Source organism: Actinokineospora sp. NBRC 105648 (assembly GCF_030269645.1).
Classification (GTDB): domain Bacteria; phylum Actinomycetota; class Actinomycetes; order Mycobacteriales; family Pseudonocardiaceae; genus Actinokineospora.
In genome coordinates, this window is sequence record NZ_BSTR01000054.1 from 1 (window position 1) to 20677 (window position 20677).

General features: G+C 73.1%; 17 protein-coding genes. All 17 read right to left on the minus strand.

What is annotated here, in order from left to right:
- Positions 1–277: 277 nt before the first annotated feature.
- The 17 genes from QSK30_RS31160 to QSK30_RS31240 all read right to left on the minus strand — a co-directional run bounded on the left by QSK30_RS31160 (position 278) and on the right by QSK30_RS31240 (position 20669).
- Positions 278–1426, minus strand: coding sequence for a zinc ribbon domain-containing protein (locus tag QSK30_RS31160; protein WP_285508372.1), 1149 nt, complete (start codon positions 1424–1426; stop codon positions 278–280).
- A gap of 500 nt (positions 1427–1926) precedes the next feature.
- Complete coding sequence (locus tag QSK30_RS31165; protein ID WP_285508374.1) at positions 1927–2478, minus strand: phage tail protein; 552 nt, start codon at positions 2476–2478, stop codon at positions 1927–1929.
- Entirely contained in the window at positions 2475–4400 is a 1926-nt protein-coding gene (locus tag QSK30_RS31170) for a putative baseplate assembly protein (protein WP_285508376.1), read from the minus strand. The genes QSK30_RS31165 and QSK30_RS31170 overlap by 4 nt, the downstream gene beginning before the upstream one ends.
- Complete coding sequence (locus QSK30_RS31175) at positions 4400–4816, minus strand: GPW/gp25 family protein (RefSeq protein ID WP_285508378.1); 417 nt, start codon at positions 4814–4816, stop codon at positions 4400–4402. The genes QSK30_RS31170 and QSK30_RS31175 overlap by 1 nt, the downstream gene beginning before the upstream one ends.
- Positions 4813–5133, minus strand: a complete 321-nt coding sequence (locus QSK30_RS31180; RefSeq protein WP_285508380.1) for a PAAR domain-containing protein — start codon at positions 5131–5133, stop codon at positions 4813–4815. The genes QSK30_RS31175 and QSK30_RS31180 overlap by 4 nt, the downstream gene beginning before the upstream one ends.
- 26 nt (positions 5134–5159) lie before the next feature.
- Positions 5160–6932, minus strand: a complete 1773-nt coding sequence (locus QSK30_RS31185; RefSeq protein WP_285508382.1) for a VgrG-related protein — start codon at positions 6930–6932, stop codon at positions 5160–5162.
- Positions 6920–7654: a CIS tube protein gene (locus QSK30_RS31190; RefSeq protein ID WP_285508384.1), complete on the minus strand. Its 735-nt coding sequence runs from the start codon at positions 7652–7654 to the stop codon at positions 6920–6922. Before QSK30_RS31190 ends, QSK30_RS31185 begins: the two co-directional genes overlap by 13 nt.
- Positions 7651–8076 carry a phage tail protein gene (locus QSK30_RS31195; protein ID WP_285508386.1) on the minus strand — a complete coding sequence of 142 codons (426 nt, stop codon included), beginning with the start codon at positions 8074–8076 and terminating at the stop codon, positions 7651–7653. Before QSK30_RS31195 ends, QSK30_RS31190 begins: the two co-directional genes overlap by 4 nt.
- A 7-nt stretch (positions 8077–8083) precedes the next feature.
- Complete coding sequence (locus QSK30_RS31200; RefSeq protein ID WP_285508388.1) at positions 8084–8926, minus strand: hypothetical protein; 843 nt, start codon at positions 8924–8926, stop codon at positions 8084–8086.
- A 2343-nt stretch (positions 8927–11269) separates the two neighbouring features.
- On the minus strand, positions 11270–11428 hold the full coding sequence (locus tag QSK30_RS31205) for a DUF6760 family protein (RefSeq protein WP_285508390.1): 159 nt from the start codon (positions 11426–11428) through the stop codon (positions 11270–11272).
- Positions 11425–11892, minus strand: coding sequence for a hypothetical protein (locus QSK30_RS31210; RefSeq protein ID WP_285508392.1), 468 nt, complete (start codon positions 11890–11892; stop codon positions 11425–11427). Before QSK30_RS31210 ends, QSK30_RS31205 begins: the two co-directional genes overlap by 4 nt.
- The gene (locus QSK30_RS31215) at positions 11892–12332 is read right to left on the minus strand and encodes a phage tail protein (protein ID WP_285508394.1); all 441 of its coding nucleotides are present in this window, start codon (positions 12330–12332) and stop codon (positions 11892–11894) included. The genes QSK30_RS31210 and QSK30_RS31215 overlap by 1 nt, the downstream gene beginning before the upstream one ends.
- A 12-nt stretch (positions 12333–12344) precedes the next feature.
- On the minus strand, positions 12345–13865 hold the full coding sequence (locus QSK30_RS31220) for a phage tail sheath family protein (protein WP_285508395.1): 1521 nt from the start codon (positions 13863–13865) through the stop codon (positions 12345–12347).
- A gap of 409 nt (positions 13866–14274) precedes the next feature.
- Positions 14275–16146, minus strand: coding sequence for an ATP-binding protein (locus QSK30_RS31225; protein WP_285508397.1), 1872 nt, complete (start codon positions 16144–16146; stop codon positions 14275–14277).
- The gene (locus QSK30_RS31230) at positions 16143–16823 is read right to left on the minus strand and encodes a Pvc16 family protein (protein ID WP_285508399.1); all 681 of its coding nucleotides are present in this window, start codon (positions 16821–16823) and stop codon (positions 16143–16145) included. Before QSK30_RS31230 ends, QSK30_RS31225 begins: the two co-directional genes overlap by 4 nt.
- A 13-nt stretch (positions 16824–16836) precedes the next feature.
- The gene (locus QSK30_RS31235; RefSeq protein WP_285508401.1) at positions 16837–19914 is read right to left on the minus strand and encodes a hypothetical protein; all 3078 of its coding nucleotides are present in this window, start codon (positions 19912–19914) and stop codon (positions 16837–16839) included.
- Between the two features lie 107 nt (positions 19915–20021).
- Complete coding sequence (locus QSK30_RS31240; protein ID WP_285508402.1) at positions 20022–20669, minus strand: helix-turn-helix transcriptional regulator; 648 nt, start codon at positions 20667–20669, stop codon at positions 20022–20024.
- Positions 20670–20677 lie beyond the last annotated feature (8 nt).

Genomic DNA, 20677 nt, shown 5'->3' on the forward strand with positions numbered 1-20677 from the left:
CCACCCCGTACAACCGCGTCGCGACCTGGGCCTGGTCCCACTGGCGCCGGCGCCACCAATACCGCGCCCAACAAGCCCACTACCAGCGCAGACAGACCCAATACTACGAAGTGCGGCTGGAGTACTAGGGGCCCCGCGCGAAGTGAGTTCACTAGATCGAGCCCCGCTTGTAACTCGGGCAACGAAGAGCAGCAAAACCCATAAGGCCCACGCTCGAAACCCCGACAACACCAGGCAGTAAGCCTGAAACGCCTGCACACGATCCAATAGTCCAGCGTCAAGAACGGCGGAAGAACTCGACCTCGCCGAGGGCTATGTGCTTGCCGGGGGTGAGGCCCGCGGCCGCCTTGATGGTGAGGCGGATCTTGGTGACGTCGCTGATGGCGGTGTCCAGCTCCTGCGGTCCCGGCTCGTCGGCCAGGTTCAAGGTGAGGTCCGCGGTCGTGCCGTCTGCCGACGTCGTGGTGACGTCCACCAGGGTCGCGCGGGCCTCCAGTTGGAAATCCTCGAGCTTCGCCGACGGGCCGGTGTGGGTCACGATCGTCAACAGTCGAATCGGTTGGGGGAAGGTGAATTCGATGGACGCGCCCACGGCCGGGGCTCCCCAATAGCGGTTGGTGGCGCCGTCGGCGGCGGCGGTGGCGGGGTGGCCGGGGACTTCCGCAGTGGCGGACTCGGTGGCCGGGACGGCGGGGACTGTCTTGGACGTCTTGTCGAGGATGTCCTGGTACAGGCGTTCGCCGAGGGGGAAGAAGGCGACGGCGGCCAAGACCACGATGATCAGCAGGCCCAACAGGATCAGTCTGCGGGTGAGGGCCCCGGAGCCGGAGCGGTGGCGGCGGGAGCGGCCCGCGCCCTCGGTGTCCGGAGTGGACTCGTCGAGGCGGGTGGCGCAGTTGCGGCAGAACCGGCGGCCGGGTGGGTTGATGGTGCCGCAGTTGGGGCACGGTGCCCCCTCGGTCGCGGCCTCGGTGACCTCCGCGCGCCGCGCCGGGCGGGGGGCGACCGGTTTGGCGGGCTGTACCGGGGCCGGGAAGTCGGGAGCCGGAGCGGCCCGGCGCGCCGGCGCCTTGGGTTGGACCGCCTCGACGGCGGAGTCCGATCCGCCAGTCCAGTCGGGGTGGGGAAGCGGTGGGGAGGCGCCACCCGGGACGGGGTCGGCGGGCCGGGTGTCACTGGCGGGTGAGTCGTCCTGCCGATGCGCCTCGGTCGTGGCAGGGGACTTCCACGCTGCGAGGCGGCGGCTGAACCAGCCGAGGACCCGATTGGCCGACTGGTCCGCCGCGGGACGGCTCGGGTCGGTGCCCGGTGTGACCGCTGTGACAGAAGTGGCCGGGCCGGTTGGTGGCAACGAGCCGGCCGGGCCGGTCGAGCTGACCGAGCCAGCCGAGTCGGCAAGGCCGACCGAGCTGCCCGGGGTGGGCACAGCCGAGCCGGCCGGTGTGGTGGAGGCAGCTGGGTTGGTTTGTCCTGCCGAGCTGGCCTGCGCAGCCGTGCCCGCCGGGGTAGTGGAAGTCGTTGGGGTCGCTGAGGGCGCGGGTGTCCGGTTGTCCAAGGTGGGCGTCGTGATTTCGGGTGGGACTACCGGCGCGGCCCGAGTGGCCGAGGTCGCAGGGGTGGCCGGGCCGGCTGCGGTTTCGGGGGCAGAAGAACGGCCGGGCAGTGGCGAGGTGTCGGAGCTGTGGGTACGACGGTCCGCCTGGACCTCGGTGGTGTCGAACCCGCGGGCTGGGGTGGTGTCGGTGGCGGGGGAGCCCGTTGGGGCGACTGTCGGTGGGGTGACTGTGGCGGCGCCGGTGCCGGGGGACTCTGGGGCTGGGGTGGTCGGGGACTGCGTCGACCGGCCCCAGCCCAGGTAGGTTCCGCAGTTGCCGCAGAACTCGTCGGTTGGGTCCACTGTGGATCCGCATACCGGGCAGGTCGTGCTCACGTCTCCTCCTCCGGCGGTCCCGCCAGGACCTCCACCGACCACTCCACGTGCATCGGGCAGCCCGCCGCCACCAGGGCCTCGACCCGGTCGAGTTCGATCTCGGTGTCGGACCACACCTGGACGACCACCCGCGTCGGAGCCCGGGCCGGGTCGGTGCCCGGCTCCCGGGACCACGTCGCGCCCGGGCCGTCCAGGACCCGGGCGTGCACGCGGGCGCACAGCCACAGCTGGTCGACCAGGCCGGTCCCGGTGCCGCGCCACCGGTGGATCCGGGTCGCGGCCAGGACCGAGGCGCGGCGGGTGTCGTCTGACCAGGTCGGGTCCAGGTCCGTGGCCACCCAGGAACCCAGCCAGCCCAGCAGGTCCGCCGGGGTGAGGCGGGGCGACAGGTAGGCCGCGAAGTTGTCCAAAGTGGACAATACCGGTGCCAGTACCACGTCCAGGCCCTGGGTGAAGCGCTGGGTGAACCCGTCCTCGGCGTAGAGGGCGGGCAGCCGCTCGCCGATCGGGTGTCTGCTCGGCAACCCGGGTACCGCCGCCCGGGTCACGGCTCGCCGACCAGGACCTGGTGCTGGTGTGAGAACACCAGCGCGTGCCCGGCCAGCTCGACCCGCTCGGTCGCCGACCCGCGCCTGCCGGTGATCGGGTCGGCCGGGAACAGTCGCACCTCCTCGACCAGGTCCACCCCGGCCACCCGCTGCAGCACCGCGAACACCGCCCCGAACTGCACCGGCCTGCCGAACGGCCACCCAGTGCCGTCCTCGCCGCCGCGGATCGGGTCGAGGTAGTCGTACAGCGCGGCCAGTGCCGCGTCGGCCACGTCGCGGTCGGTCGAGCGCAGTCTGGCCACCACGGTGATCCCCTGGTAGAAGGGCGGTTCCACGGCCACGGTGGTGCCGATCAGCCTGCGCTCGTCCAGGCTCGAGGCGATCGCGGCGAGCATCTCGTCGGTCGGGATCAGCTGCTCGAACCGCAGCCTGCCGCCCAGGTCCGGTACCACGTCGGGCACCACCAAGACCCGCGCCGCGCCCGGTCCAGCGGGGAGGCAGCGCACACGGGCAACGGTGGGTGCCGCGAGTCGCGTTAGGTGCTCGTAGTCATCGGCGGTCACGGCCCGCTCCTGCACGCGCAGCTGTCGTGGCGCACGGATTCGTGCCTCTGCAACGGTTTCACCGTCGACCCCGCCTTGCGCGCCCTCGCGATTCTCCACAGAGGACACATACGGCACCGAGCTGCGCAGCACCGAGATCGTCCCCCGGGCGACGTTCCCCGTCCGCCCACCGCCGGTGCGGTAGCGTGGGACGCGGACGTGCGCGCCCTTGGTCGGCACCGCGCCATAGGTCCGCATCCCGCCGTCGGCCTCGCGGACCGCTGGTGGGAACTCCACCTCGCCCGTGGTCGAGTCCAACGTCACGTGCCGGTCGCCCGGCTCGGAGCGCCCGAAGTGCTCCACCACCGCCCAGTCCTGCCAGCCCTCCGCCGACGAGACCTGCACGACCAGCGGCGGACTACCAGGCAGGACCGGCGCCCGGTCGAGCCGGAACCGTTGTCCGGCAACGCCTTCCGAAGTCCCCAGATCCGCGTCGAGCACGGTCTCGGCGTGTTCGACCGCGGTGACCCCGCCGATCGTGTCCACCTCGGCCACCCGCACCGTCGGCGACTCGGAGTAGAACGGCTGGTCGTCCACCGGCGCGACCGCCCGGCACCGCAGCCAGCCCGCGCGCACCCCGGCCGACACCGACTCGACGTGGCCCGCGGGCACCAGCAGCACTACCTCGCCGGGCCGGTTGAGCCCGCCGGTGGTGTCCTCGAACGCCTCGCACTCCCGCCAGCCGTCGCCGGTCCACGCCTCCCACACCAGCGGCGGCTGCCGCGGGTCGACGCCGATGCCCTCGACCCGGCTGTCCAGCCGGACCGCCACCACGCAACGCGGCACCGCCGCCGACAGGCCGAACAGCGCCACGTCGCCCGGCACCGGTTTGGCCTGGAAGCAGCGCACGTCCTTGCCCGCGTTCAGGTCGTTGGTGCGGTCGGTGTACTCGCCCGCCGCCGTCGCGGTGACCAACCGGTCCAGCGCGCACGGCACGATCGGCAGCTCGGCCACCGTCGCGAAGACCACCGCCTCGCCGGACTCCGACTGCTGGGTGGCCACCTCGGTGCCCGCGCCGAGCAGCACCGTCTCCGCCCGCGCCGCCGAGAGCCAGAACACCACGTCGGCCCTGGCCGCCGACGGCGGGAACAGCCGGATCCCCAACAGGTCCAGGAACGCCAGGTAGTGCCGCTCCGGCACCCGGTTGAGCCGGTACACCAGCTGGTCGACCATGTGCGCGAACGTCTCGATCAGCGTCACACCCGGGTCGGAGACGTTGTGGTCGGTCCACTCCGGGGTGCGCTGCTGCACGTAGCGCTTGGCCTCGTCGACCAGCTGCTGGAAGCGGCGGTCGTCGAGGTTGGGGGCGGGCAGCGCCATCAGTCGCCACCTCCTTCGGTACCGGGGTCGGGGATCGTGTAGAAGGGGAACACCAGGTTGCGCGGGTCGTTGCGGGCGCGGATCGTGTAGCGGATGTCGATGTAGAGCACCCCCGCGTCGGCGGTGTCGAAGGACACCAGCACGTCGGACACGGTGATCCGCGGCTCCCAGCGCTCCAGCGCGGCGCGCACCTCGGCGGCTATCCGGCCCGCGGTGGCGCCGTCGCTGGGGGCGAAGACGAAGTCGTGGATGCCGCAGCCGAACTCCGGGCGCATCGGCCGCTCACCGGGCGCGGTGCCCAGGATCAGCCGGATGGCCTGCTCGATCTCGCGCTCGTGCTCGACCATGGCGATGCCGCCGGTCGGGCCGACCCCGCCGGGGAACGCCCAGCCGCGGCCGATGAACCGCTCGCTCACGGCTTGGTCCCGATCTGCACGGTGGGCGCGCCGATGATGATCCGCGCGCCGCAGGTGGTCAGGTCGCCGACCGCGGCCAACGGCAGCCCGCACACCAGGACCTGCCGGGTGCGGGGGAACGGCAGCACCCGGTTGAGCGGCCCTAGTTGAGGGTGCAGGCCGCACTGGTTGACCGCGGAGACCACCGCGGCGGGCTTACCGGCGATCAGCACCGTCAGCAGTCGCGGGTTCGCCGGGACCGGTGGCAGCAGCACCCCCGTCGGCGGTCCGACCGGGGTGTGGGACGTGGGGTCGGCGACCCGGGCGACAGCGGGCACGGCGGCCCTCCTTTCCTGCACTGGCACTAGTTGAGCCGCACGATCCGGCCGCTGAGGCTGGCCAGGAGACCGCCGTCGATGTCGGCGGCGCGTTGCGCGGCGATGGAGACCTCGCCGCCGAGCAGGGTCAGCTTCCCGGCGCCCGCGTCCAGCGTGATCCCCCTCGGGTCGAGCAGGATCGAGGTCATCGACCGCCGCCCGCCGGGCCCGTAGACGGTGAGCGCGATGCTGTTGGCGGTGTCGTCGAGCCGCACCTCGAGCCGGTCGTCGCCGCTGGCGATCCGCACCCCGGGCGGTCCGGTGAGCCCGTCGATCAGCTCCACCCGGTGGCCCTTGCGGGAGACCAGCGACCGGCGGTTGACCTTGCCCGCCCGGTCCACCAGCGGCAGGCGGTGCTTCGACGGCACGTCGCGCCCGTTGTAGAGCCCGCCGATCACGTACGGGCGGTCCAGGCTGCCCTGCTCGAAGGCGACCAGGACCTCGTCGTCGACCTCGGGGCTGAACACCCCGCCGCCCTGCCCGCCCCACTGCACCGACCGGGCCCAGTCGCTCTCGTAGCTGTCGTCGAGCCAGGGGAACTTCAGCTTCACCCAGCCGCGCTGCTTGCCGCCGGTCTCCTTGATGTCGGTGACGATCCCGGTGACCACCCCCGGGATGCGCGGCCCGCCGGTCACCGGGGCGCGACCGGAGGCCAGGGCCGCCAGCGAGCGGTCCGGCGTGCTGCTCACCGCGACCGTCGTGCGGTAGCCCTGGTCGGAGTCGATGGTGTGCCGCACGGAGGTCGCGGTGTAGCGGCCGGAGAACTGCGGGCCGACGTTGCTCAACGTCACCGGCGCACCGGCGCGGAGCTTGGGGTCGCCCTCCACCACGGCCTCGACCTCGCCGACCCCCGCGCTGACCTCGTCGGCCCGCGCGCGGGCGGTGGCGCCCGCCTCGGCCTGGGTGCCGTGCGGGACGTCGGTGACCAGGCCGACGGCCCTGCCGAACGCGGTGGACACCTTGTTGCCCGCCAGCCCGGGTTTGACGGTCTTGCTGGTGGTCGTCGGCTCGTTGGCCACCACGACCTTCTTGCTCGCGACGTTCCAGCCCCGGGCCTGCACACTGGCCGACTGGTCGGCGGCGGTGAGCACGGCGCGCAGGGTCAGCAGGTTGTCGCCGAACTCCAGCACGAACCGGCTGCGGGACGCGGGCGTGCTCGGCGGTGGCGCGCCCGTGGCGGGCTTGGGGCGGACGAAATCCAGCCTGCCCCGCTGGTCCACCCGCAGCAGGGTGCCGTGGCCGCGCGCCAGGTCGGAGAGGAAGTCCCAGTCGGAGACGTTGGCCTGGGTCAGCTGCGGGTAGATGATCTTGGCCGCCTCGATCCGGCCGGGCACCAGCCCGGCGGCCTGGGCGACCTGCCGGACGATGGCCGTGGCGGTCATGTTGCGGAACGCCTTCACCCGGCGTCCGCGCATCAGCCGGTGCGCCTTGCTCAGCGCGCGCACCACGGTGAAGGTGCCGGTCAGGTCGGAGTCGAGCTCGACCGCGGTGACCTCACCGGCGAACAGCGGCTCGGGGGCGGCGCCGTCGGCGATCGACACCGCGACGTTGAGCTGGCCGCCGATGGCGATGCCGGTCTCGGCCAGCAGCCGGTGGTGCGGGTCGCGGAAGGTGAGCGTGGCCGCGTCCGGCAGGCCGACGTTCTCGTCGACCACGGTGCGCACCAGGAGCTCCTGCCACACGTCGGGCAGCTTGCCGGGCGTGGTGACGATCGGCTCGGCGGCGAAGGACCGCTCGGAGTGCGCGCTCACCGAGCCCATGCCGCGTCCCCGGGTTCCGATGGGTCCGGGATGGACAGTGGCACCAGGACCTCGGTGCCGGGGCGCAGCACCAGCGGGTCGTCGATGCCGTTGGCCTCGGCGATCACCCGCCACGCGGTCGGGTCGCCGTACTCCTGCCAGGCCAGCTGGGCGAGCGTGTCGCCCGCCACCACGGTGTGCGTGCGGGCCGAGTCCGGTGAACCCGACGTCGGGTTCTGGCCGGGCGGGGAGACCGCGGCCTCCTCGATGCCCAGCGAACAGGTCGCCCGCAGCGGGGTGCCGTCGGTGTCGAACAGCGAGTACTCCACCGAGAAGCTCGACAGCACGCCGTCGAACGAGGTCGTGCGCGCGCTGCCCCACTCGAACCGGACCCACGGGCTCGCCGGTTTCTTGGCGCCCAGGCTCTTCTTCGTCGGCACGCACGCGGTCATCAGCTGCTCGATCTTCTGCTCCACGCTCTTGTCGTGCGTGGCGGTCGCGTCCAGGAAGACCTCCAGCGACAGCGACCGCGGCCCGCTGCCGACGAACTCCGGCGTCGCGGACTCGGCGGCCATCCGCGCGGGCTTGCGCCGCCACTCGGTGCTCTTGGTCATCGACAGCCGGTTCGGGTTGAACTGGAGCTTGACCCGGGCCAGCACGGCGCCCGGCTTGGCGCCGACCTTCGGCGGCGGCTCCATGATCAGCAACTGCGCGCGGGCCATGCCCCGGCTCGGCGCGCTCACGAGGCCCGCAGCCCCTCGTGCGCGATCTCCAGCGTCTCCACCGCGGCCTGCGGCGCGGACGGGTCGAACGAGGGGCCCTGCCAGCTCACCGGCACGATCCCGAGCACCTGCCAGCGGGCGATCGGCGTCAGGTTCGGTTGCAGCGCCACGATCTCGCCGTTCTTGGGCTCCACCCGCCTGGTCAGCTGCTCCAGCCAGCGGGAGATCTTGGTGGTGTCGGCGGTGACCGGGCGCGAGAGCGTGATGTTCGACCAGGTGATCCGCGTCGGCAGCTGCCAGGTGAACCCGTTGTTGCCGCCCTCGGCGTACTGCTCGACCTCCACCTGCGCGCCCAGCCCGGCGCAGGTGTGGAACGCGCCCAGGTCCGCGCCGCCGATGGCGAGCCGGAAGAACATGCTGCTGGCGAAGATGCGGTCGGTCATCGGTGTCCTATCGGTCGTACGGGCGGCCCGCGCGGTCCCGGGCCTGGCGGATGTCGGCGCGCAGCAGCCTGCTCAGCGGGTCGAGCAGCCTGCGGGCCAGTTCCTCGAGGTCCTGGCCCGGCGGCGCGGCGGTCGGCGCCGGGACCGACCGCAGCTTGGTGGGCGCGGGGGTGGTGGGCAGTTCGGCCACCGACATCGGGGCGAACGCGCCGGGGCGGTGGGTGGTCTCCGCCGGGGGCGGCGCCTCGGGGGCCTCGCGGCGTTGGACCGGGACCTGGGGTTTCGGGGTCCGCCAGACGAGCGCGGCCCCGGCGGGGTGGGTGGACCTTTGGACGGGGCTCGCCGGGCGCTCGGTCCGGGTGGCGGCGGTCGGGGAGAGGAGCGCGGGGGTTGAGGTGGCGAGGGATGTGGTTGGGGTGACGGGGGGTGAGGCGGTTGAGGTGGCGAGGGGTGTGGCGGGCGGGGTGGAGCGGGGCGCGGTTGGGGTGACGAAGCTCGGGGCGGCGTGGCCCGCTGTGGGTAGGAGGCCCGCGCTGTTCGGGCTTGGTGCGGGTGGGCGGTGTGGGGCGGCGAGGGGACTCGCCGTGGGCAGGTTCGTGCCGTGGGGCGAGGCGGTGCGGCTCGGTGTCGTGCGGGAGTTCGCGTCGCGGCTGCTCAGGGTCGGGCGATCGCCGGAGTGGGCGGGGGTGGGGCGGTGCCAGGTGAGCTGGACCGGTGTGGCGCCGGGATTCCGGGTGGTAGGGGCCGCGCCGAGGACCGTCGGGGTGTGGCCGAGCAGTGCCTTGGGGGGCGGCAGGGTCGCGACGCCGCCGCGCTGGATGGGACGGCTGCCCGCGGATCGGGTCGCCACGATCGGGAGAGCGGGGACGACCGGGTACGTCGAGCTGCCCAGGCGCGGTGAAGGTGCCGCGCGCTGAGCGGAGGCCGACCGTTGCACTGGGTTGCCGACAAGCGGCGACCGCGTCGTTGCCGGCGATGGCGGTGCTTGGCTGCGCTGGGATGCTTGGCTGCGCTGCACGGGAGGGTTGCCGCGCGGCGGCATGCTGGCGACCTGCCTGGCTGGCGCGGCGCCCGGTGGTGAACTGGTTGTGGCGACTGGCATGGGTGGTTGGGTGGATGCCGAGCCTGTGGTCGTGGGAGTGGTCGCGCTGGCTCGGGCAGAGTGCTGCGCCTGCCCGGGTGATCGCTGTATCGGCTGGCTCGGTGCGGGCGGGCCTATGGGTCCACGCCGCGGGACATCGCTGGTAAGCGACGTGGGCGTTTCTGGGCGGAGTGTTGGGGCAGGTGGGTTCCTGGTGGAGCCGGGCGCGGACGAGCGGGTGATCGACTCGTCCGGACCAGACCTGGACAGGCGTTGTACTGCTTCGACAGCAGGTTGGTTCGCGGCCGGGGGCGTGCGCTGGGTGTTCAGCGGGAGCGGGCCACCCGACTCCGGTGGCCGCGCGGTACCGGTGACCGGTGGGGTCGCCGTGGGCGGGACCTGGGCCATCGGCGCGCCGAGCCCGGGCCGCGTCCCGCGCCGCCCGTCTGCCGGGCGTGGCAGACGGGCGGCGGCGGGCGTGGCCGGGTCGGGGGGGACCGCCGCAGTGGTGGGACCGACTGTGGTCGCCGGGTCCGGAGGTGCCGCTGGAGTGGTGGATGTGGCCGCGTTCGGCCGAAGCGGAGACGGGCGGGCAGCGGTCGGAGCGGACTGAGCGCGCTGGACGACCGGCGTGGCTTCACCCGCCGAGGCCGCTCGCACGACCGGGGTGGACTGAAGAGGGGACACGGCTGTCGGGCGGGGCTGAACTGTGGGCGCGGTGGCCGGGCCGGGCTGGCCAGTGGGGGTGGGCGCGGTGGTCGGGACAGGCCGCGTGGCTGAGGTGTGGGCTGTGGCCGCAGTGGGGTTGACAGTCGCAGTGGGGTTGGCCGTCGCAGTAGGGTTGACCGTCGCAGGGAGCTTGACGCCCGCAGTGGGGTTGACCTCTGGTGTGGGTGCGGTGGGCAGCGCGGCGGGGGTGTGGCCGGTGGCTGGGGCGCGCCGGACGACCGGGGTGGGTGTGGTGCTCGGGGTGGGCCGGCCGGGCACGGGTGCGGTTGCCGAGCCGGGCTGGGTGACCGGGGTGAGTGACGTTGCCGTGGTCGGGGGAGCGGCTGCGGTTGTCCGTGCGATCGGGAGCGTGGTGGCCGGGGCGGCTGGGATGGGGTGGACGATCGGGGTCGCCGCAGCGGCCGACGTGGCGGCGGTCGCCTGGTCGGCTCCGGCGGGTTCAGCTCCGGTGGTGGTCGGGCCGGGCCGGGCCTCCGAGGTAGAGCCGTGGCGGGGCACCGCGGTGGATCGCGCGACCGAGGTGGACGGGTCGACCGGTGTGGCGGCCCGGGTGCGTTGCACTGGTGCGGCCGCGCGGGTGGGGCGGACCACCGGAACCGGTCGAGTGGCCGAGGTGCTTTCCGCCGGGGTCGGTCGAACGACCAGTGGGGTTGCGGCGCCAGGAGATGGCGGCTCGGCACCGGTGGCCGCGGTCTGGGTGACCGGAGACCCGACATCGGGGCCCGTCGGGACGGGACGGGTGGCCGAGGTGCTCGCCGGACCTGGCTGGACCGGGGCGGTCCGGACGATCGGCGTGGCCCGGGGTTGAACGGGTCGGTCGGTGTCAGCCGGGCGCGCGGGAGTGGCCGTGACATCGCCAACCGGCCGAGCGCTCGGTGGCCGCCTGATCGCGGGTGCTGAAGCAGGTGTCGGGCTCGAGCGGGAGGTGTGCCGCTGGACGATGGGCGGGGCCGCCGGTGCACTGTCCACTGTGGATATCTGTGCCCGTGCGACGGGAAGCGTCTCGGTCGTGGGCCGCGCCTGCGCTCGGTGAACCGCTTCCGCGCTGGGCTGCAGCGACCGGGTGACCCCGTGCATGACGCCGGCGGGTGCCGCGGCGTCCACGGAGTGGCCCAGCGTGGTGGTCAGCGCCGTCGGGCGCCACGTGGCCAGGGAGTCCCGGAAGTCCGGTGTGGACGGTTCGGGCCGGATAGCCACCGGCATCGGGCCGCTCCACCGCCACTCGCCCTCCGGTCGCCCCGCCGCCCCGGCCACCGCCGAACGCCCGGGCGGCGTCGCTCGGCCCGCGCCGCCCCGCCCGCCCGCCGCCGACGAACCGCCCGTCGCCGAGTCGGCTCGGGCGGTGGCTCGGCGGTCGGCCAACCTGCGCCACAGTCCCACGGTTCACCCGCCCTCGTTCATCCTCGTGTTGATCCGCGCGATCTCGCGCACCCACGTCTGCCGCTCGCGGTGCTCCAGGTCGAGGATGTCCGCGCGGGCCCAGTGGAAGTGGTAGGCGACGTACGCGACCTCCTCCAGCAGCCGGTCGGCCGCGTACGTCACGATTCCCCCAGGCGGCCCCCGGCCAGCTCGACCTCGAAGCCGGTGTCGCAGGACGGGCAGCGCACCTGCGCCCGGCTGTGGCCCTCGCTGTTGACCCGCCGGTAGAACTCCTGCAGGAACGCGATGTCGGTGGCGTACATCCGCTCCACCACACCGGGGTGGATGTCGGTGACCGTGCCCAGCTCGGTGATCACCTGGCTGAGCAGCACCACGCTCAGGTACGCCGGGTTCTCCTTCACCCGCACGTCGACCAGCGGGCGCAGCTCGTCGCGCGCGGTGGCCAGCCGCATGCGGCCGGTCCGGTGGACGCGGCCGTCGGGGTCGAGGTAGCCGCGCGGGAGCTCGAAGTCGAACTCGGTGCGGGCCTCCCGCGCTTCCCGCGGTGCCTCGGCCAGGGCCGGGGCCGCCGCGGGGGTGCCGGCCAGTGCGTCCAGGTCGGCGACCGACACGGTGCGGCGGCGCACTACTCGACCTCGATCCGCTCGAAGGTGATGGTGGCCTTCTCGTCCGCGCCGCTGGACTGGGTGGCGTTGAGGCCGGGGCCCTCCCACTTGCTCACCCACGCGTCGTAGAGCTGCATCCGGCGCACGGTGTCGCCCTTGCTGTCCATCACCTCGATGGTGAGGTTCTGCCTGGCGTCCTCGACGTCGCCGTTGAGCAGCGTCTTGTTGATCCAGGCGGTGAACTCGGGGCTCTTGTCCATGCCCCGGGTGATGGTGACCTCGCCGCCCTTGTGGCCGCCGGGCTGCTTCTTGTTGATCGGCTTGCCGCGGTCGGTGACCTGCATGGTCTCCACCACGTCCTGCTCCACGACGAGCCCGCTGACCTCCTTGATCGACTCGACGGTCACCCCGCCCAGCTGGACGCCGAACCGGTGTGTGGCAAGGGTGTCGCCCTCGGCCATGGTCCCTCCCTCTTACTCGCTGATCAGGCTGGTGCTGTCGCTGAACTGGGCCAACCGGAAGATCACGAACTCGGCGGGCTTGACCGGCGCGACCCCGATCTCGCAGACCACCTGCCCGAGGTCGATCGACCCCTGCGGGTTGTTCTCCCGGTCGCACTTGACGTAGAACGCCTCCTCGGCCGTGCGGCCGAACAGCGACCCGCGCCGCCACTGCTCGTGCAGGAACGCGCTGATGTTGCGCCGGATGCTCGACCACAGCCGGTCGTCGTTGGGCTCGAAGACGACCCACTGGGTGCCGACCAGGATCGACTCCTCCAGGAAGTTGAACAGCCGCCGCACGTTGAGGTAGCGCCACGCCGGGTCCGAGGACAGCGTCCGCGCGCCCCACACCCGCACCCCGCGCCCGGCGAACGAGCGCAGGCAGTTGACGCCGATCGGGTTGAGCAGGTCCTGCTCGCCCTTGCTCAGCGACACCTCCAGGTCCACCGCCCCGCGCACGACCTCGTTGGCGGGTGCCTTGTGCACCCCGCGCTCGGTGTCGCTGCGCGCCCAGATCCCGGCCACGTGCCCGCTCGGCGGGACGAAGATGTTGCCCCCGGTCGGCGGGTCGAACACCTTGACCCACGGGTAGTACACGGTGGCGTAGTTGGAGTCGAAGCCCGCCTCGTCCATCCGCCAGTCCCGCGCCCGCTGCGCGCTCAACTGCGGCGGCGCGTCCAGGATGGCGACCCGGTCGCCCATCTGCTCGCAGTGCGAGATGGCGGCCAGCTGCACGGTCTTGACGCCCTCGGCGTCGATCAGCCCGCGCTGGAAGGCGCTCATCAGGTCCGGCACCGCGACCATGGTGACCTCGTCGATCGCCTCCAGCCCACCGAACCCGGTGCGCTCGGCCAGGTCCCCGACGTACTCCTGGGCGTCCACAGTGGCCGGCGCGTCACCCGCGGCGGGCACGGTGACCGACTGCTTGTCCGGCTTGGCCAGCGTCGCCCCGGCCTGCTCGGTGACCTCGATCAGCCGCGACCGCTCGGACACCTGGGTGACCACGTAGCTCTTGATGTTCTTGCGAGTGGACACGTCGTGGGTCTCCACGACCTTGCCGTCCTGGCTCACCACCAACCGGAACCGGTCCTCCGGCGGGTTCTCCCCCTCGGCGTCGGCCACCTCCACGGTCAGGTCCGACCGTGCCTCGGGGCGCGCGGTGATCCGCAACCCACCGAGCCGCACCGACTCACCCGCCTTGCGGCGTCCGGAGAGGACACCGTCGGTCGACTGCCCACCGACCCGCACCACATACGCGGAACCGCCGCCGTTGGCGAAGAACCCGTAGACGGCGTGCGCGAGGTAGGAGTGCTCGGTGAACCCGCCGAACGACTGGACGTACTGGTTCCAGTTGGTCACCAGGGTGGGCCGGTGGAACGGCCCGTCCTCGGCGAACCCCACGAACGCGGCCACGGCCGTGCCGACCCCTTCGATGGGCCTGGCCCCGGTCTGGACCTCCTCCACGTACACGCCAGGGGAGAGGTAGGACGGCATGCGAACTCCTTCGTGTGCCCCGATGTTGGCCTGCCACCACCCTTCCCGCCCCCCGAGGGCAACGGCAGGTCCACCGGACCCCCGCCAAGGGCACACCCACTGCCTTTCCGGGCAAGGAGCAGGTCGCGGACTGGTGGTCGGATAGTGGAGCCCTGGTACGAGATGGGCTCAATCCGTCCCCACCCCCCCACATCCGGAACCCGCACAACCCACATGCTGGATTGGGTGAACTCGCTTTGTCTGGGGAGAAAAGAGGCGCTAGCCTGACCCAGGCGGTGGGTATCCCTTTCCCACCCGCTCTACCCACGGCGCCTCTTTTCTTAGGGGCCCCAGACAAAGCGAGTTCACCCAATCCAGCCACCCGCCACCCGGGCCCACCACCGGGCAACCAGCGCGGGCAACCACGGGATCAGCGCTGAGCGAACTCCGACTCCCGGATCAACCGCCCCAACTTCAAGTACTCCGCCCGCACCGCCGCCACCAGGTCCGCCATGCACACCGCCCGTCCCCCAGCCGCCGCCAGATAGGCCGCCGACACCGCACAGGCCCGAATAGCCCCACCGGACAACTCGAACCGATCAGCGCACCACGCGAGATCCAGGTCTTCCGAACGCGGCAGCTCCGTCCCCAGGCAGGTGTCCCACAGCAGCAGCCGGTGCGCCGCGTCCGGCACCGGGAACGCCGCGATCACGTCCAGCCGCCGGGTGAAGGCCTCGTCCAGGTTCGCCCGCAGGTTCGTGGTCAGCACGGCGATCCCGTCGAAGGACTCCATCCGCTGCAACAGGTAGGCCGACTCCATGTTGGCGTACCGGTCGTGCGCGTCGCGCACCGCCGCCCGCTTGCCGAAGATCGCGTCGGCCTCGTCGAACAGCAGTACCCCGTTGACGCCCGCGGCCTCGGTGAAGATCCGCTCCAGGTTCTTCTCGGTCTCGCCGACGTACTTGTCGACCACAGTGGACAGGTCCACCACGTACAGGTCCATCCCCAGCTCGCCCGCGACCACCTCGGCCGCCATGGTCTTGCCCGTCCCCGACTCGCCCGCGAACAGCGCCAGCACCCCGCGCCCGCGGCCGCCGCCCGGGCGCATCCGCCAGCGGCCGAGGACGGTCTCGCGGTGCCGGGCCCGGTCGGCGAGCTGCACCAGCTGGTGCCGGGTGTGCTCGGGCACCACCAGGTCCGCCCACCCGACGGTCGGGAACACCCGGCGGGCCAACCGCTCCAGGCCCGCGCCGTCCTGGCTGCGGACACCCGCGCGGACGTCCGCGGCGGTCACCGCGCGGCCCTCCCGCGCGGCCATCCGCCGCGCCACCGACACCGCGGCCCGGGTGCGCCCGGTCGAGAGCTGGTAGGCCGACAGGTCCGCCGCCGCGACGCCGGTGCCCGCCAGCGCCCGCGTCCACCGCTGCCCGTCCGACGGCGCGGCGGTGATGGTCAGCGGTGTGGTCGGCGCGCACGCGGGATCCCACGGGCGAGTTCCGTGCAGCACCAGCGGCACGTGCTCCTCTTGTGCGAGCAGCGCGCGCAAGACCGGTGCGGGCAGGTCGTCCACCGGGCCCACCACCAGGGTCGCTCCGCGCAACCGCGCCTCACGCACCAGGTCCGGCACCAGCTCCAGCGGATTCGGCGACCCGGTCAGCTCGCCGACGACTCGCGGTCCGGCGACCTGGTCGTCCCCGCGCAGGTACACCGCGGCGCCGCGCTCGGCCACCACACCGTCCACATCGGACTCGTCCAGGGCCGGATCCGCGCCCAGCAGGTGGGCCACCACCCGGTCCGGGACGCGCACCTCACGGGACAGGAACGGCCGCTCCGGGTCGCGCACCTCGAGCAGTCCGCCCGCCACCAGCGGCGCGGACGCGGCGAAGCGAAACCGCGCGGGTCCCACCGTCGAGAGCCCGTGCAGATCCAGCGCCAGCCCGACCGTCGGGCACCGGCGGGTCACGTCGTCGTTGAGGTAGCCGTAGAACCGCTCGAACCGCGCGTCGAGCTCGGGCGCCAGCGCGATCAACAGGAACGCCACATCCACCGCGCTGAGCCCGAACGACTCCGCCAACCTGCCCAGTGGACCGCCCACCACCGGCGGCACTTCCGCTCCACCGGGTTCCGCGGGTCCGGCTTGGAGCAGGTCGACGACCATCTCGTCGCTGAGGTAGAGGCCGCGGTGCGGGTCCGCCAGACCGGGATCCGCCGCGAGTCGCCGCGCCACCGCCGCGCGCACCAACGCCTCCACCGCGCCGAGGCGCTCCCACAGCACGCCTACGTCCTCGGCGAGCGCGGTCACGGCGTGCCCCGCCTGCGCCGCACCCTCGGTCGGGACACCGCGAACCCGGCGGCCCCGGCCCCGTCTACCTTGGCCGCGTTCACCCCGTCGTAGCGCAGCGCGCGCGGTTCGTCGCCGCCCACGTGCACGACGACGCCCTCGGTGACCGGCGGCCCCACCGGCAGCCGCCTGCGGGCCATCGGCGCGACCACGCGGAGGTTCACCGCGGGCCGAAGCCTGCCGTCGAGCGCCGACCAGATGTCGGTCGCGGCCTTGGCCTCGGAGATCGGTCCGCCCGCGCGCAACGGCACCTCGAGGGCCAGCTCGGCCAGCGACCCGGTCAGCCACCGGTCGAGCAGCACGTCGTGCGGTCCGGCCGCGCGCAGCAGGTCCGCGAGCAGCCGGTGCTCGTCCTGCGGCCTGCTCGTCCACACCGTGGCCAGGTAGGACAGCGCGTACCACAGCGGTGGTTCGCGCCTGCCGACCACGGAGCCCTCGGCGTCGACCTCCTCCTGCGCGCCGGTGCGCCGCCGCCCGGTCTCCTCGCGCAGGTCGTAGAGGAACACGCTGATCGTGGGCCCGGCGAGCTTGGCCGCCCACTCCTTGGTCGGCGCCTCGAAGACCAGCTCCACCCCGTCGCCGGGCAGGCCCTCCTCGGCCAGCAGCCTGCGCAGCGCCTCGTCCACCTCGTCGATCACCACGGCCCCCGGCTCATCGGCGCGACACCACGCCCGGCGGCGCGATCATGCCGGTGACCACCAGGAACGGCGTGGTCACCGGACCGAAACCGGGTCCGGACGCGGTGATCAGGCGCGGACCGGTCTGGTCCTTGGTCAGGATCAGCAGCTGCCCGGTGAACCGGCCGTCGCCGCGCGGGAACACCGGTGCCGCGGCCGCGGTGATCCCCGGCGACCAGGTCAGCCGCACCGGCACGTCGGGCGGGAAGTCCACGCCGCGCACCGAGGTGACGAACCCGGGCTTCCCGATCGGCGGCACCGCGACGATCTTCGGTTGCAGCACCCGCAACGTCGTGCGCGCCCTGTTGTCGGCCGCGCTGGCGTCGGTGCCGCTGGTGCGCAGGGTCGCGGTGATCGTGGCCACCAAGGCGGCGTCCGGGCGAAGCACCACCTGTACGACCGCCATGCCGCCGGGCGCCAGATCGGGCAGCGCGCATATCCCGCGCGGGCAGCCTGGCGGTGCCGCGGCCAACGGGATCCGGGCGGGCAAGCCGAGTTCCAAGCGCAGCCCGGTGGCCAGTGAGCCGCCGCGGTTGCGGGCGGTGTAGGTCACCGTGGTCGAACCGCCCACATAGGACGGATTCGGCTGCGCGATCACCGCGATCCCAGGCCCGGCAAGGGGAGGCGGCACTGGAGCTGGTGGCGCGGGCGGCGGGGGCGGTGGCTGTGTGGTGGGTGGTGTTGTTGTCGGAGGTGGAGTGGTGGTCGGCGGCACCACGTCGACCGGGACCACCGTCCGCCCGGAGTTGTCCGACGGCTGGGTGTCCAGCACGGCGCCGGTGACCGACCAGTCCAAGGTGTGCGAGCCGGGCGCGGTCGTGACCAGGTCCGCCGTCACGCTCACCGACGCACCCGGTGCCAACAGACCGATGTCGCACTGCGGCAGGTCCGTGGAACACCTGCCGCGCAACCGTTCCAGCCGCAGGCCGTCGGGCACCGCCACCGTCAGCGAGGTCCCCGGAGAGGGGCCCGGGCCGCGGTCGACGACCGTCACCGTCACCGACACCGGCGCCCCCACGGTCACCCGCGGCACTGTCGGCGGCGCGGTGAGCCCGAGGTCGACCGCGAGCTGCCAGGTCGGCTCCTTCTGCCTGCCCGGCATCGCGTTGGTCAAGCGGGTCACCACCCGGGTGTCCAGGTCGAAGATCGCCAGCACCTCACGCGAGTTGGGGTCCGGCTCCCGCCGCTTGCTCAGCACCATCCGCTTGCCGTCCGGCGAGAACGACACGTCCCGCGGCTGGTAGGGCCCGGTCGGCCCGATGAGCCTGATCCCGCACGAGGTCTGGCCCGGCGGCAGCAGCACCTCGCAGCGCGTGTCGGCCAGCCGCACCCGCAGCAGGCCGTCGTCCTCCCGGTTGAACACGATCGACGTGCCGTCCGGGGCGAACGCCGGGCTGTCATCGGTCAACGGGCAGGCGAACCCGCACACCGCCGAGCTGATGTCCCGCTGACCATCCAAAGTGGACGCCCGGGCGGTCCAGATGTGCTGGGTGCGCGGCTGTCCCTGCGGACCACCGGCGACGGTGCCCCGGCTGAACGCCAGGACCTTGCCGTCGGGCGACCACGCGGGCTGGCCGTCGTCCTCGTCGGCGTCCGGGTCGGGGTTGCGCAGCGACCCCACGACCGCGCCGGTGTCCGGCCGCACGATGATGACCCGGCTCGGGCCGCCCGTGCGGTTCGGCGCGCCGGGGGAGCGGCGGGCCACGGCCATGAGCGTGCCGTCGGGCGACCACGCCGCGTCGGTCTCCCAGTCACCCGGCTCGCGGTCGGCCAGCGGCATCGGCGCGGCGTTCGAGCCGTCGGCGTCGGAGAGCCAGACCCGCTGCGTGCGCCTGCCGTCGATGGTCTCGAACCGGCTGACCGCGATCCGCCGCGCGTCCGGGGAGTAGCTCTGCCGCTGGGTCCACGGGTCGAACCCCGGGCTCGGGTCGAACAGCTTGATCGAGTCGGTGGCCGCGGCCGGGTCCTCGGTGAGCACCGGCAGACCGAGGTCGCGCGGGTCGCCGCCGTCGGGCCGGACGTCCTGCATCGTCGCCACGTTCGGGCTCGCCGCGGTGGTCCTGGCGACCACCAGCGCGCCGGACAGCCATGTCGGGGAGTCCACGTCGCGGTTCTCGTTGAGCAGCAGCACGGGATCGGCGGCTGTCGGCACGGTGTCGACCGCGACCCGGTAGACCAGGTCGATCGGCCCGCGCGGTTCGGGATCACCGGGACAGCCGCAGACCACGTTGCGGCTGAGGAACAACAGCGAGCTGCCGTCGGGCAGCCACACCGGCCAGCGGCTCTGCCACCCGGCCCGCGCGCCGTCGAACACCGGCGGACCGTTGCCGCCCGCGCTGATCTGGACGGTCTGGTCGTACTTTGTGGACTGATCACCGTCAAGGTCGAGGGTGTAGGCGATGCGGTCGCGCTTTCCGGGCGCGTCCACCGGGTTCCAGGACGGCTGGATCGCGGCGCCGGTGGGCTCGTCGGTCACCCGCGCCGCCTGCCCGTCGATCGGCATCCGGTAGATCTCCGGCATTCCAGGGGCGTCGCTGGAGAACGCGATCTGCTGCCCGGAGGGGGAGAACGTGGGCCACACCTCGTTGGCGGGGGAGTCGGTGAGCCTGCGCAGTCCGGTCCCGTCGGTGCGCACCAGCCAGAGGTCGCGTTGGGTGTCCTCCATCGAGTCGAAGACGACCCACGCACCGTCGGGGGAGAGCCTGGGGTGGGCGGCGTCGCGGCCCGCGGTCAGCCCGCGCACCGCGCCGTCCGCGTCCCGCAGGTACACCTGGGGACGCGGGCCGTCGCGCAGGCTGGTGAACACGAGCAACCCACCGGAGGCGGACGGGTCGCGGTCGAAGTGGGACAGCCCGGCCCCGAACAGCGGGTCCGACCGGTCCACCGCCGCCGCCCGACCCAGGCTGAGGTGTGCGGTGCCCGCGAAGGCGATCCGCTCCGCCCCCGCCTCCGCGCGCGGTTGTGCCGCCACCTGCTGCCCGCCGCGCCACGGAACCCCACACAGCACCAGCACGAGCAACAGGACAGCGCCGATCCGGGCGGCACGCACCACCGTCTCACCTCCGAGTCGTTGGTCCCGATGCTCGCCCCTGGCGGCCCCCGTGCCGAGGCCCGCGCGGGCACGGCCCGGGGAACCGCCACCGGGTGGTTCGGGCAATCTCAGATGAGCCCTTGCCGCAGCGCGTATCCCACCGCGTGCGCGCGGTTGCGCAGCTGGAGCCGGGTGGTCACCTCGTGCAGGATGTTCTTGACCGTGCGCTCGGAGTAGGACATCTTGTCGGCGATCTCGGTGGTGTCGAAGCCCTCGGCGATCAGCCGCAGCACGTCCACCTCACGGGAGGTCAGCGTGGACAGCGTCAGCCCGCGCGGGTCGAGCACCTCCCGCTGCAACCTGCCCACGTGGTCGATGAGCCTGCCCAGCATGTCCCCGGGCAGCACCCCCTCGCCCCGGGACAGCGCGGTGATCATCTCCACCAGCCGGTCGGCGTTGGCCGTGGACCGGCGCAGCACCGCGGCCACCCCGCACTCGATCGAGCTCTGCAGCGCGGTCTGCTCGAAGCGGCCCACCACCAGCCCCACCCGGGTCTCGGCGTGCCGCAGCCTGCGCAGCACCAGCAGGGCCGCCTCGTCGACCTGGTCCACCACCACCAGCGACACCGCGGCCCGCTCCTGCTCGTCGTCGGTGAGCAGCTCCACCTCCGGGCGGTGCCGCAGCTGGTGGGTGACCCCGGAGCGCAGGATCGGGTCCTCGGCGTGCAGCGCGACCGCCACCCGGTGCCGGACACCGTATGCCGTTGCCGTTGTCATGAGTGTTC